Here is a 12,995-nt window from a genome sequence, read left to right on the forward strand (position 1 = left end):
ACGATACGCCAAGGTAAATTTTGTAGCGTAATACGGCCATTTCGCGCCGCAGCATCGTTCTTATTCCGTCACACGAACCATTAACGGCATCACGATTTACGCGGCATCTCGCCGAGATCCCAGAACAGGCCCGCCATGATGGCGAGCGCCTCCTCGGTGACCGGCAGGAGGATGTGTTCATCCGGCGCGTGCTGCGAGCAGCCGGGATAGGAATGCGGAATCCAGATCGTCGGCAGACCGAGTCCTTCGGCAAAGACGCCGTTGGGCAGCGAACCGCCGATATTCGGCAGGATCGCCGGCGCCTTTCCGGTGGTCTGGCGGATCGAGTTCGCCGCCCAGCTGACCCAGGGGCTGTCGAAATCGGTGCGCGATGCGCCAAACCTCTGCTGTCCGCTGACATCAACCATCGGAAAGCCGTTGGCGTGCAGATAGGTCCTGACAGCGTCGACCACCTTTTCGTATTCGGTGCCAACCACGAAGCGAAGCTGCAGCACGGCACGAGCTACCCCCGGTATCGCGTTCGCCGGCTGCTCGATATTGCCCGATGACATCGCCAGCACTTCCAGCGTGTTCCAGGCATAGACCCGCTCGGCGGCGGAGAGGCCATCCTCGCCCCAATCCTCGGAAACCTGCGGCTCATCCGCCATCGGTTCGATCTCGACATCGGCCAGTGCGGCGCGGATCTGGTTCGATATCCGTGGCGGCTTCATGATGTCGAGTTTCATCCGTCCCCTGTGATCGACCAGCGCGGCGATCGCGTTGGCCAGGATGGTCGCGGGGTTGGCGAGCAGACCGCCCCAATTGCCGGAATGATTGCCGCCTTCGCGCAGGTTGACGTCGAGATGGATGCGCACGCCGCCGCGGCAGCCGAGGAAGATGGTGGGACGATCGGCGGAAAGCCGCGGGCCGTCGGAAGCGAGCAAGAGGTCGGCTTTAAGTTCTTGATGCAGAGACTCGCAGACCTCAGCCAGATCCGGCGAGCCGATCTCCTCGCTGGTCTCGATGATGAACTTGGCATTGAAGCCGAGCTTGCCGCCGCGGGCTTCGCGGACGGCGCGCAACGCCGCCATGTTGATGCTGTGCTGCCCCTTGTTGTCGGCGGTGCCGCGGCCGTAGACGCGATCGCCTTTGGTCGTGGTTTGCCACGGATTGAGATTGTCGCGCCATTCGCCGACCATGCCACCCACGACATCGCCATGGCCGTAGGAGAGGACCGTCAACAACGAAGGATCCTCGCGATAGTCCGCCAGCAGATACGGGCCCTTGCCGATCGGCGATTCGATCACCCGGGTCGAAAACCCGAGTTCTTCAAAGGCCGGCTGCAATCCTTCTACGAGATAGGCGCGCAGGGGATCGCCCGGCAGCGGCTCCTGGCTCTGCGTAGGGAAACCGACCCGGCGGTTGAGCTCGGCGAGGAATTCGCCGGAGTGAAACTGCTGACGGACATTTTCAATCGCGTCGGCTCTCGTCGTCATGCTCTTTCCTTTTGCGTTCGCGAACGTATCACTGGTTAGTGTAGCCAGACAATCAATCTACTGGAAGTAGCACGAGTCGGACCGAATAGGGCCTTGCTAAGCCTCATGGAATGCAACAATTTCCGCCAACAGCCGGCACCCGACCGGGCGGCGTATCCGGGAATACCCAAGGTTCCACCATCATGAAGAAACAGATCCGGCTCAACGCCTTTGCCATGAACTGCGTGGCGCATCAATCGCCCGGGCTGTGGACCCATCCGCGCGACCGCACCCTTGACTATAACCGCCTGCCCTATTGGCTCGATCTCGCCAGGACGCTGGAGCGCGGGCGTTTCGACGGCCTGTTTCTCGCCGACGTGCTCGGCGTTTATGACGTGTTCGGCTCCAGCCCCGACGCGGCGCTGCGCAACGCCGCGCAGACCCCCTCGAATGAACCGCTGATGCTGATTCCGGCGATGGCGGCGGTGACGAAGCATCTCGGCTTCGGCGTCACCAGCAACCTGTCGTTCGAGCCGCCCTATCCGTTCGCGCGGCGGATGTCGACGCTCGATCACCTCACCGAGGGACGGGTCGGCTGGAACGTGGTGACCGGCTATCTCGACAGCGCCGCGCGCGGCGCCGGCAAGGACAAGCAGACCGCGCATGACGACCGCTACGAGATCGCCGATGAATATATGGAGCTGGTCTACAAGCTCTGGGAAGGCAGCTGGGAAGACGCCGCCGTCCTGCGCGACCGTGCGCGCGGCATCTTCGCCGACCCTGCGAAGGTGCATCCAATCTCGCATGAGGGCAATCATTACCGGCTCAATGCGATTCATCTGAGCGAGCCGTCGCCGCAGCGCACGCCGGTGCTGTACCAGGCCGGCACCTCGCCGCGCGGCCGGCAGTTCGCGGCCCGGCACGCCGAATGCGTGTTCATGTCGGGCCCGTCGGCCAAGATCATCGGGCCGCGCGTCGCGGCGATCCGTGACCTGGCACGCGAGATCGGGCGTAACCCGGCCGAGATCCTGATGTTCAGCATGATGACGATCATCCTCGGGCGCACCGAGACGGAGGCGAAGGCGAAATACGCCGACTATCGCAAGCACATCAATCCCGAGGGCGCGCTGGCGCTGATGTCGGGCTGGACCGGCGTCGATTTCTCCGGCTACGACCTCGACCAGCAGGTCCGCCACGTCCAGAACGACGCCGGCCGCTCCGCGCTCGATAACGTCACCCGCGCCGATCCGGACCGGGTCTGGACCGTGCGCGAAGTCATCGAACATGTCGGCATCGGCGGCGCCGGGCCCGTCGTGGTCGGCACGCCCGAGAAGGTCGCCGACGACATCGAAGCCTGGTTCGAGCAGACCGACGTCGACGGCCTCAACGTCGCCTTCGCGACCTCGCCCGGCGATTTCGAGGATATCGCCGACATGCTGGTGCCGGAATTGACGCGTCGCGGACGATACAAGAGCGCGTATGCCGAGGGCACGCTGCGCGAGAAGCTGTTCGGCGACGGCCGCGCAAGGCTGACGGCGCAGCATCCAGCCAGCCAGTATCGGCCGGGTGCGCGGGTGAAGGCGGCGGAGTAGACCGTCTCCGTAGTCCGTAGGGTGGGCAAAGCGAAGCGTGCCCACCATTGGAGACCGAGATCTGGATGGATGGTGGGCACGGCGCAAGTGCGCCTTTGCCCACCCTACGACAGCATTCAATCAATTCACCGAATTACTCACCACCACCTCGATCAGCTTGGTGCCGGGGCGACCAATCGCCGACGCCAGCACCGACTTCAACTCGCCGGGATCGGTGACCTTGATCGCTTCCAGCCCGAGCGACTTTGCGACGCCGGTGAAATCCACCGGCGGATCGACGAAGTCCATGCCGACATAATGGTCGTCGCCGTGGAAGGCGAGCAGGCGCTGCTTGATGATGCGGTAGCCGCCATTGTTGACGATCACGAAGGTCAGCGGCAGCTTGTGGTTAGCCGCGGTCCACAGCGACTGGATCGAATACATTGAGCTGCCGTCGCCGGAATAGCACACCACCGGGCGCTCGGGATTGGCGAGGCTGACGCCGACCGAAGCCGGCAGGCCCCAGCCGATGCCGCCCGAGGCCAGCGCGTGATAGCCGTAGCGGTCGCGGTGCGGCCGCAGCGCCAGGATCTGGCGCGACGACGTCAGGCCTTCGTCGACCAGGATCGCATTGTCAGGCATCGCCTCGACCACCTGCAACGCCAGCCAATCCGGATCGATCGGTGATTTGGTGCTGGCCTTCGATATCTGTTCAATCAGCGGCTTCCGTTTCGCGGTCCAGTTCTTGGAGGCCAGCGCGGCCACGCCCTGCTTCGCACGTGTCTCCAGCGCGCCACCACCGGCGGCCTTCAGCGCCGGCACCAGCGCGCGAAGGGTTTCCTTCACATCAGCCTTGAGCGCGATCTCGGCGCCGTAGTTCTTGGCGAGGTCCCAGTCGACCAAACCGATCTGCACGATGCCAAGCCCATCGGGCAGCGGATCGACTTCGCTGTAGACCGACATCCGCAGCGGATCGGCGCCGAGCACGATCATCAGATCATAAGGTGACAGCACCTCGCGAACCTGCTTCTGCAGGCGCGACAGCGCGCCCATGAAGCACGGGCTCTCCGACAGGAAGTGCGCGCCGTAGGGCGTCGAACACTGATAGGCCGGCGCGCCGATCGCCTCCGCGAACTGCGCGGCTTCCTTTAACGCGTCGCTCTTGACGATCTCGTCGCCGGTGATGATGACCGGACGCTCGGCTTTCAGGATGCGCGCCACCAGTGCCTGCAGTGCTTCGTCCGATGGTTTGACGCGGGTATCGACGCGTGTGGAGCGGCCGAGCTCGATGCCGGCTTCCGCATTGAGGATGTCGCCCGGCAGCGAGATGAACACCGGTCCGGTCGGCGGCGTGGTTGCGATCTTGGCGGCACGGCGCACGATCCGCGGCAGGTCCTCCAGCCGTGTCACCTCGACGGCCCATTTCACCAGCGGCTCCGCCATCTGCACCAGCGGGCCATATAACACCGGCTCCATCAGCCCGTGGCCCTGCTCCTGCTGGCCCGCGGTCAGGATCATCGGCGTGCCGGTGAAGGCCGCATTGAACAGCGAGCCCATCGCATTGCCGAGCCCGGGCGCGACATGGACGTTGCAGGCGACAAGCTTGCCCGAAGCACGGCTGTAGCCGTCGGCGATCGCGACCACCAGGCTCTCCTGCATCGCCATCACATAGGTGAGGTCAGGATGATCCTTCAGGGCGTGCATGATCGGCAGTTCGGTGGTGCCGGGATTGCCGAACAGATGCGTGATGCCCTCGTCCTTCAGCAGCGCGAGAAAGGCCGAGCGCCCGGTAATGCGATTTTTCATATTTCCTCCTGCCCGCGGCTCGTTGACCTCTCGGGATCAAGCCATCATGACGATCGGCAATGATGAGATCAAATGGAGCGCGGTCATGGCTGCCCTGCGTGGGAGAGCGTGCGATCAGAACATCCCCTCGCGATCACTGCGTTTCTTCTTTTTCGTGCGCTGCCAGACCACGCCGGGATAACCTTTCAGCGGCACCAGCGGCTCGCCGGTATAGGCCCATTCCTGCAGCTCCTCGATCGCGATGTGGTAGAGCGGCTGGCGGCCGGTGCGGCCGGTGAACAGCGCGCGCGGAATGTTGACCATGTGCGGCGAACGCGGGCGCTCGTAGGCGATCGGCGTGCCGCAGCTGCTGCAGAAGCTGCGCGCGGTCTTGGTCGCCTTGTCCTCGTACCGCGTGATGGACGTCTTGCCCTTGGTAATGCGGAAGCGCTTGCGCCAGCTTCCGACATAGGTCGCATAGGCCGCGCCATGCGCGCGGCGGCTCGACGGCGTATGATCGTGCCAGGCCCAGCGCGCCGGCACGTCGATCTCGAAGCAGACTTTGCCGCACAGGCATTGGCCGGCGGCGGGTTTGCCCACCGCTACTCCTTTGGTCTTTTTCTTTTCCGTTACTTCCTCTTCCGGAAACATGCTCGGTCCTCTCGGCGATCATGTAGCCCGGATGAGCGAAGCAACATCCGGGAACGCTGCTGATACCGGCCCCGGATGTCGCTTCGCTCATCCGGGCTACGATCTCCTCACGCCTGCGCCAACTCGTCGTGCGCGGGGTAATCGGTGTAGCCGGCGATGTCGCCGCCATAGAAGGTCGCGCGGTTATACGGCGTCAGCGGGAAGCCGCGTTGGAGTCGGCGCGGCAGGTCCGGATTGGAAATGAAGATCCGTCCGAACGCGATCGCGTCGGCGTGGCCGGCGGCAATCGCAGCGTTCGCGGTCTCGCCGGTGAAGCCGCCGGCCGTGATCAGCACGCCTTTCCAGATGGGCCGGAACAGCACCATCGCCGACGGCACGTTCTGATGGTTGACCTCGGCGCGGCCGGCGCCGCTGGAGCGCGGTTCGATGAAATGCAGATAGGCGAGCCCGAGCGGATTGAGCGATTGAACGACATGGCTATAGAGCGGCATCGGGTCCGGCTCGCCGCTGCCGTTGGCGATGCCATACGGCGACAGCCGCAGGCCGACGCGGCTCGCGCCCCAGACCTCGACCACGGCCTCGGTCACTTCCATCAGGAAGCGCGTGCGGTTTTCGATTCCGCCGCCATATTGATCGGTGCGCAGATTGGTGTGCGACTGCAGGAACTGCTCGATCAGATAACCGTTGGCGCCGTGGATCTCGACGCCGTCGAATCCGGCGGCAAGCGCATTCTTCGCCGCCTGCCGGTAGGCATCGACCACTCCGGGGATTTCGGATGTCTCGAGCGCGCGCGGCGTCTCGTAGGTCACGGCTTTGCCGTCGGCCGTCCCGGTCTTCAGATCGGGCGGGATCGCAACCGCCGAGGGCGCCACCGGCAGCACGCCGCCGGGTTGGAACGAGGAATGCGAAACGCGGCCGACATGCCAGAGCTGCAGGAAGATCACACCGCCCTTGGCGTGAACGGCATCGACGACCTCTCGCCAGCCCGCGATCTGCTGCTCGGTATAAATTCCGGGGACGCCGGGGCTGCCGAAACCCGTCGCCATCACGGGCGAGGCTTCCGCAATCAGCAATCCGCCCGGCGTCGCGCGCTGGGCGTAATATTCCGCGTTCAGCGGCCGCGGCGCGAGGCTGGGCTTTTCCGCCCGCATCCGCGTCAGCGGCGCCAGGGCGAGACGATGTTTGAGCTGGTAGGGACCGATCTGCAGCGGGGAAAACAATGATGGATAATTCATGCCGGTGTGGAACTCCAAAGTATCCGTATTCATACGAGTATGTAACTGGTTCCGCTTGCCCGTAAAAGACTGGAGCAGCTTTTGTTTTGAAAGCGAAGTGGTAGCCCCGCTTGAAACGTATTGTGAGCAAACATTTCATGTCGAAATCGAGTGCCAAGTCGCTTCCTTCCCTCAGCGTTCGCATCGATCTGGGTGCGGACGCCCGGATCGGACCGGGCAAGATCCAGTTGCTGGAAAACATCCACACCTGCGGCTCGATTTCGGCCGCGGGCCGCGCGATGGAGATGTCGTACAAGCGGGCGTGGGATCTGGTCGACGAGATCAACCGCATCTGCCGGCAGGCCGCCGTCGAGCGGCAGACCGGCGGCAAGAACGGCGGCGGCGCGGTGCTGACGTCGTTCGGCATCTCGCTGGTCAAACGCTACCGCAAGATCGAACGCAACGCCGCGAGCGCGGCGCGCAAGGAGCTGCAGGCGCTGCGCAGCGATATCGGCCGGAAGAAGCGGGCGGGGTGACCTTCCCGATCTGTCATTGCCGGGCTTGACCCGGCAATCCATCTCCTTCGAAAAATCTTCTTGCGAAGCTGGATGGATGCCCGGGCATAGGCGAGCGGAAGCGACGCCGTCCTTCAGACGGCTAAGCCCGGGCATGACGAGTGCCCTACCCCGTCTTGATCCACACCGCCTTGACGTTGAGATACTCCTCCAGGTGCTGCTTGCCTGACTCGCGGCCGTAGCCGCTCATCTTGTAGCCGCCGAACGGCACGGCCGGATCCATCGCCTGGTAGCAATTGACCCAGACCGAGCCGGCGCGCAGCGATTTTGCAATCTGATGCGCCTTGCTGACATTGGTGGTCCAGACGCCGCTGCCCAATCCGAACGTAGTGGCGTTGGCGCGCGCGATCAGCTCGTCGGTGTCCTTGAACGAGATCGCCGAGATCACCGGGCCGAAGATTTCCTCCTGCGCGATCCGCATATTGTCCTGCACGTTGGCGAACACCGTCGGCGCCACGAAATAGCCCTTCGACAGCGCGCCCTCGGTCAGCGGCGTACCGCCGGTCAGCGCCTTGGCACCTTCCTGCTGGCCGATCGAGAGATAGCCGGAGACGCGCTTCATCTGCTCCGCCGACACCAGCGGTCCGATCTGGGTGTTGGGATCGAGGCCGTTGCCGACCTGCAGCTTCTTGCCGAATTCGGCGACGCGGCCGACGAACTCGTCATAGATCTTGTGCTCGACGAACAGCCGCGTCCCTGCGCTGCAGATCTGGCCGGAATTGGCGAACACCGCCATCGCCGCGCCCGGCACCGCCGCATCGAGGTCGGCGTCGGCGAACACGATGTCAGGCGATTTGCCGCCGAGTTCCAGCGACACGCGCTTGAGGTTGCCGGCGGAGGCCCTGACGATGGCTTGCCCGGTCACATGCGAGCCGGTGAAGGCGACCTTGTCGACGCCGGAATGCGAAGACAATGCCGCGCCCGCGGTCTCGCCGTAACCCGGCACCACGTTGACGACGCCGGGCGGAATGCCGGCCTCCATGCAGAGTTCGGCCAGCCGCAGCGAGGTCAGCGGCGATTCCTCTGCCGGCTTCAGGATCACGGTGCAGCCGGTCGCGATCGCCGGACCGATCTTCCAGACGCTGGCGCTGAGCGGGCCGTTCCAGGGAATGATCGCGCCGACGACGCCGACCGGCTCCTTCAGCGTGTAGGAGAAGATGTCGCCGGGCAGCGAGTTCTCGATGGTCTCGCCATGCAGCGCGGTCGCCTGGCCCGCATAATATCTGAGCATGCCGAGCACGCGCAGCCGGTTGCCGCGGGTGCGGCTGATCGGCGCGCCCATGTCGAGCGTATCGAGCTGCGACAGCTCCTCGAAATTCTTCTCGACGAGATCGGCCAGCTTCAACAGCAGGTTCTGCCGTTCGAACGGCTTGACCTTGCTCCACGGACCCTCGAAGGCCCGCCGGGCTGCCGTGACCGCGCGGTTGATGTCCTCGGCGTCGCCTTCGGCTACCGTGGCGAGCAGTTCGCCGGTCGCCGGGTTATGGGTCTCGAACTTCTTGCCGGAGGCCGCATCGACCCATTGGCCGTCGATCAGCATCTTCTTGTAGGAACCATCCGCATAGGGGTGGCGCGTGATCGGAATTGCCTGTGATACAGCCATGTATTTACTCCCTTGGATCGATAGCCGTTTTTGTGATGAAGATCGTTATATCTGGATAACTATAGCGTTGGGCTCCGAACCGTAAAGCGGAACGAGCCGCCGGAAGCGGGACGGGAATGAAGACCTGCCATGCCGGTTCGTGCGTGGTCGGTGTTGTCCTGATGAAGATTTGCGCTGATAAGTAGTCTAACCCGATTTGTGTCCGGAGGAAGTCTGCATGCCCCACCCAGCCATGTCCACCAATCATGTCGCCGTGATCACCGGGGGCGCGTCCGGGATCGGGCTTGCGGCCGCGATGCGGTTCGCCGGCCTCGGCATGAAGGTTTGTATCGCCGATATCGGCGCCGCGCGGCTGGCGGAGGCTGCCACAAAACTGTCGTCTGTCGCCAAGGGCGGCGACGCCGATGTGATGACCGCCGAGGTCGATGTCAGCCGGTTTGAGGACGTCACCAGGCTCGAAGCTGCGGTGCAGAAGCGGTTCGGCGGCACCGACATCCTGATGAACAATGCCGGCATCGGCCCCGACAGCAACAGCTTTGGGCCGCTGGAGAACTGGCAGCGCATTCTGAACGTCAACCTCTGGGGCATCATTCACGGCACCCAGGTTTTCGCGCCGCACATGATCGAACGCAGCCGGCCCGGGCTCATCATCAATACCGGCTCCAAGCAAGGTATTACAACGCCGCCCGGCAATCCCGCTTACAATGTCTCTAAAGCCGGCGTCAAAGCGCTGACCGAGGCGCTGCAGCATGAGCTGCGTAACACCGAGGGCTGCCAGATCAGCGCGCACCTGATGATCCCCGGTCATGTTTTCACCGCCCTCACCTCCCGCGGCCGCACCGAGAAACCTGAGGGTGCCTGGACACCGGAGCAGACCGTCGACTTCATGATTGAACGCATCGATGCCGGCGATTTCTATATCCTGTGCCCTGACAATGACGTCCCGCGGCAACTCGACGAACGGCGCATGCTGTGGGCCGCCGGCGACATCGTCGAAAACCGCCCGGCGCTGTCGCGCTGGCACAAGGATTATGCGGAGGCGTTTGCGCGGTTTGTGAAGGGGGAGTAGGGGCTCGATTGTTGCCCGCGCTGCTGCGCCACATGAAGCTGTCGTCCTCCGCGAAAGCGGGGGATCCAGTACGCCGCGGCTTCTCGGCTCAATCATCGGCGTCTCTGGAATACTGGGTCGCCCGGTCAAGCCGTGCGATGACAGCTGGGTGTGCGTTTACATTCTCGCGACGCTTTGCGCCCGAGCTTTGCCAGAAACTTCCCGCCCTAAATACAGAGGGCGCAGGGAAGACCGGGTGCGCGCTGCACCCGCGGTCCCGTGTGCGGTTAGCACAGAAAAGGCTGCACACGAGCATACAGGGCAGCGGAGAACACCCGGCCTTCCCTGCGCAATGGCTTTACGGCTTATGCCGTGATCTCCCCGGAGACGAGTTCTTGGTTGACTCCGTCGCTATCGTTTCCGCTCACGCTTCTCCGACAGCTTGACGCCGGCAACGGGCGCCAGGACCACACGGTTTTGCCGTACGCTTATCCACGCCGTCGTCGAGGCGTAAACCAGCGTCCACCGCAACCCGCCCAACGTCCGTGACGACGGCCGACGCCCTTCTGACCAGGACGGGATGGGCAAAGATATGCACCTGATTTGCCTTCTGGTAAACAGAAATATTTTTTATTTAGGGGCTTGACACGATTTCCGTAATTCAGAACTGATTTGCCCGTCGGGTCGTTTTGCCGCAGACAACCGTCATTGCGAGGAGTGAAGCGACGAAGCAAGCCATTCCTCGGCTGGGCGCACCACGGATTGCTTCGCTGCGCTCGCAATGACGCGGAGAGGACAACATCCAAATTGAGCCGTCATTCCCCGATGCGCAATTGCGCATCTGAGGGCTCGCGCTGCGCGCGCCCCGGAATGACGGACGGAGAGAGTCGTGATAAGAGTGGCTGGCCAACTCGCACGGGAGCAGGTTGTGAAAGCATTCGGTCTGGCCGTCATGCTGGGCGTCGCTCTGACGCTGTCGCCGGCGCGCGCGCTTGAGGTGAGCGGCACTTCCGGCTTTCTCGGGGAGTGGGAAGTGACCGCCACCGTCACGGAAACGGCATCCGGGCGCATCAGGGACTACCGTGGCCCGCTCGTGCTGAAGCATATCGGCCTGTGCACGCAGGACGGCCCGCTGGAGAAGAAGGGCGAAATGCGGCTGCAGATTTCGGCTTCGTCCCAATTGAACGCGACATTGTCGATGCCGGGCACCGAATGCACGGCCAGCGGACCATTGTCCGATGGCTACAACGGCACCATGACCTGCTCCGACCGGCAGGTCATCCCGCTCAAGCTGCGGGTGAAATAGCCGCGTTCCTAGCCGCCGGTTATGCCGGCGACGCGCAGGCCCGCGACGAACCGGTCGATGAAGCCCTGATCATTGCAGAAGAAGAGCTCCTGCCGCGCGGTATCCGTTTTGTAGCCCGGCTTGCGTTGCAGCAGTTCGGCGGCCACCGCTTCGGCCTGAGCCTTTTCGCCTTGACGGCCGAGCGAGGCCGCCAGGGTCGCAAACGCCCGATACGGGACATTGGGCTGCCGGGTTGCCCTGCGGGCAAACTCGACCGCGATGTCGTACTCACCGAGCGAGAAATGCGCCCAGGAGCGCACGTGGTGGAAACTCCAAAGATGACTGTCGCGCGGACTGAGCATGGTCGCTCGATCGAGCAGCGTTTCCGCTTCGATCTCCCGCCCGTACCACAATAGATTGAACCCTTGCGCAAAATACCCTTGCGCAAAGCTTGGATTGAGTTCCAGCGACAGGTCGATCGCTGCCAGCGCTTCATCATTCTGACGGTTCAGGCACAGCGCGCGGCCGAGCACGCAGTGACAAAAGCAATCGAGGTCGTCGAGCGCCACGGAGACACGCGCCTGGCGCAACGCCGTCTCCAGCCGCGCCGGGCGATCCCTGGGCTCGTCATACAGCGAGCGCTGAACATTGACGTAGCCGAGCGCGCCATGGCCGCGGGCGAAATCCGGATCGGCTTCGAGCGCGCGCTTGAAATAGACCTCGGCCTGGTCAAACCCCGGTGTGGTAAATCGCCATAAATTCCATAGGCCCCGCTGGTAGCAATCCCAGGCATCCAGGCTTTCCGGCGCCTTGCGGGCAGCCAGCTGCTGCTCCACCTTCGACAGCTCCGGTTCGATCGTGGCCGCGATCTGCCTCGCCATTTCTTCCTGGATATCGAAAATATTCTCGAGCTGAAGATCGTACTTGTCGGACCAAAGCTGTTTTCCGTCCGCAGCCCGGGCCAGTTCCGCCGTGATCCTGACCGCGTCGTGACTCTTGCGAACGCTGCCGGACATCACATAACTCACGCCGAGCTGGGCACCGACCTCACGCGCATCGACCACGCGCCCCCCGAATCCGACCGTTGAGTGGCGCGAGATCACGGAAAGCCAGCGATTGCGGGCCAGCAGGCGGATGATGTCTTCGGTCAGGCCGTAGCTGAAATAGTCGTTCTCCGGGTCATTCGACATGTTCTCAAACGGCAGCACCGCGATCGACGATCGCGCGATGGCTTCCGCCTTCACGGCTTCCGAGACGACATCGTCGAGATGAGACACGTCGGTGGCAATCGAAACCCGCGCGGGAGCAACACCCGCCGCAGCGGTATCGTCAGGCGCAAGCCGGACCGCATCGGCATCCGAAGCTGCGACCGCCTGAACATCGCCGACGAACCGGAAGCCGCGCCGGTGCAACGTCCTGATAAAAAGCTGATCCGTTCCGTTGTCGCCAAGCACGCGTCTCGCACCATTGATGCGGCTGGAGAACGCGGCTTCCGAAATCACCCGGCCATGCCAGACCGTGTCGATCAACTCATCCTTGCTGACGACCCGGTCATGGTTGCGCACCAGGTGAACAATGACATCGAAGACCTGAGGCTCGATGTGGACGGACACGCCCTCGCGGCGCAGCTCGTGTTGACCAAGGTCGATCTCGAAATTGGAAAATCGGTATCTCATTACCACCTCAGCGGAGGCCGCGCCACAATCCTCAGCATTGCAGATCGAAATCAACCTCTGGCGGAGGAAAAACCAACGTCTCCTGAAGGAGTCCGCCAAGCGTGAGGGCGCATCTCAATTTACAGACGGGTCA

At 63.3% G+C, this 12,995-nt stretch carries 10 protein-coding genes; 4 read left to right on the forward strand and 6 right to left on the reverse strand.

Going from position 1 to position 12,995, the window contains the following annotated elements:
- Positions 1-89 precede the first annotated feature (89 nt).
- The gene (locus ABIE49_RS15375) at positions 90-1,475 is read right to left on the reverse strand and encodes a M20 family metallopeptidase (protein ID WP_192740339.1); all 1,386 of its coding nucleotides are present in this window, start codon (positions 1,473-1,475) and stop codon (positions 90-92) included.
- 182 nt (positions 1,476-1,657) lie between these two features.
- On the opposite strand from ABIE49_RS15375, the gene ABIE49_RS15380 reads away from it, so the two are divergent.
- Positions 1,658-3,046, forward strand: a complete 1,389-nt coding sequence (locus tag ABIE49_RS15380; protein ID WP_192740340.1) for an LLM class flavin-dependent oxidoreductase — start codon at positions 1,658-1,660, stop codon at positions 3,044-3,046.
- A 120-nt stretch (positions 3,047-3,166) separates the two neighbouring features.
- Here ABIE49_RS15380 and ABIE49_RS15385 read toward each other — a convergent pair whose 3' ends face one another.
- The 3 genes from ABIE49_RS15385 to ABIE49_RS15395 all read right to left on the reverse strand — a co-directional run bounded on the left by ABIE49_RS15385 (position 3,167) and on the right by ABIE49_RS15395 (position 6,696).
- The gene (locus tag ABIE49_RS15385) at positions 3,167-4,831 is read right to left on the reverse strand and encodes a thiamine pyrophosphate-binding protein (protein ID WP_192740341.1); all 1,665 of its coding nucleotides are present in this window, start codon (positions 4,829-4,831) and stop codon (positions 3,167-3,169) included.
- Between the two features lie 114 nt (positions 4,832-4,945).
- Positions 4,946-5,461: a GFA family protein gene (locus ABIE49_RS15390; protein WP_192740342.1), complete on the reverse strand. Its 516-nt coding sequence runs from the start codon at positions 5,459-5,461 to the stop codon at positions 4,946-4,948.
- A gap of 107 nt (positions 5,462-5,568) precedes the next feature.
- Complete coding sequence (locus ABIE49_RS15395) at positions 5,569-6,696, reverse strand: alkene reductase (protein WP_192740343.1); 1,128 nt, start codon at positions 6,694-6,696, stop codon at positions 5,569-5,571.
- A 137-nt stretch (positions 6,697-6,833) separates the two neighbouring features.
- Between ABIE49_RS15395 and ABIE49_RS15400 the strand changes: the two genes are divergently transcribed.
- On the forward strand, positions 6,834-7,211 hold the full coding sequence (locus tag ABIE49_RS15400) for a winged helix-turn-helix domain-containing protein (protein WP_192740344.1): 378 nt from the start codon (positions 6,834-6,836) through the stop codon (positions 7,209-7,211).
- Positions 7,212-7,356: 145 nt separating this feature from the next.
- Here ABIE49_RS15400 and ABIE49_RS15405 read toward each other — a convergent pair whose 3' ends face one another.
- Entirely contained in the window at positions 7,357-8,853 is a 1,497-nt protein-coding gene (locus tag ABIE49_RS15405; RefSeq protein WP_192740345.1) for an aldehyde dehydrogenase family protein, read from the reverse strand.
- A gap of 217 nt (positions 8,854-9,070) precedes the next feature.
- Here ABIE49_RS15405 and ABIE49_RS15410 point away from each other — a divergent pair, with 217 nt between their 5' ends.
- Positions 9,071-9,922 carry an SDR family NAD(P)-dependent oxidoreductase gene (locus ABIE49_RS15410; protein ID WP_192740346.1) on the forward strand — a complete coding sequence of 284 codons (852 nt, stop codon included), beginning with the start codon at positions 9,071-9,073 and terminating at the stop codon, positions 9,920-9,922.
- A gap of 907 nt (positions 9,923-10,829) precedes the next feature.
- Positions 10,830-11,207, forward strand: coding sequence for a hypothetical protein (locus ABIE49_RS15415; RefSeq protein ID WP_192740347.1), 378 nt, complete (start codon positions 10,830-10,832; stop codon positions 11,205-11,207).
- 8 nt (positions 11,208-11,215) lie between these two features.
- On the opposite strand, the gene ABIE49_RS15420 is transcribed toward ABIE49_RS15415, so the two are convergent.
- Positions 11,216-12,862, reverse strand: coding sequence for a winged helix-turn-helix domain-containing tetratricopeptide repeat protein (locus ABIE49_RS15420; protein WP_192740348.1), 1,647 nt, complete (start codon positions 12,860-12,862; stop codon positions 11,216-11,218).
- Between the last annotated feature and the right edge of the window lie 133 nt (positions 12,863-12,995).

Source organism: Bradyrhizobium sp. OAE829, assembly GCF_040546575.1.
Classification (GTDB): Bacteria; Pseudomonadota; Alphaproteobacteria; order Rhizobiales; family Xanthobacteraceae; genus Bradyrhizobium.

Excerpts from the sequence above, each read along its gene's own strand:
- ABIE49_RS15385 (WP_192740341.1), bottom strand. The coding sequence starts at position 4,831 with ATGAAAAATCGCATTACCGGGCGCTCGGCCTTTCTCGCGCTGCTGAAG.
- ABIE49_RS15420 (WP_192740348.1), bottom strand. The coding sequence starts at position 12,862 with ATGAGATACCGATTTTCCAATTTCGAGATCGACCTTGGTCAACACGAG.
- ABIE49_RS15395 (WP_192740343.1), bottom strand. The coding sequence starts at position 6,696 with ATGAATTATCCATCATTGTTTTCCCCGCTGCAGATCGGTCCCTACCAG.
- ABIE49_RS15400 (WP_192740344.1), top strand. The coding sequence starts at position 6,834 with ATGTCGAAATCGAGTGCCAAGTCGCTTCCTTCCCTCAGCGTTCGCATC.
- ABIE49_RS15390 (WP_192740342.1), bottom strand. The coding sequence starts at position 5,461 with ATGTTTCCGGAAGAGGAAGTAACGGAAAAGAAAAAGACCAAAGGAGTA.
- ABIE49_RS15380 (WP_192740340.1), top strand. The coding sequence starts at position 1,658 with ATGAAGAAACAGATCCGGCTCAACGCCTTTGCCATGAACTGCGTGGCG.
- ABIE49_RS15405 (WP_192740345.1), bottom strand. The coding sequence starts at position 8,853 with ATGGCTGTATCACAGGCAATTCCGATCACGCGCCACCCCTATGCGGAT.
- ABIE49_RS15410 (WP_192740346.1), top strand. The coding sequence starts at position 9,071 with ATGCCCCACCCAGCCATGTCCACCAATCATGTCGCCGTGATCACCGGG.
- ABIE49_RS15375 (WP_192740339.1), bottom strand. The coding sequence starts at position 1,475 with ATGACGACGAGAGCCGACGCGATTGAAAATGTCCGTCAGCAGTTTCAC.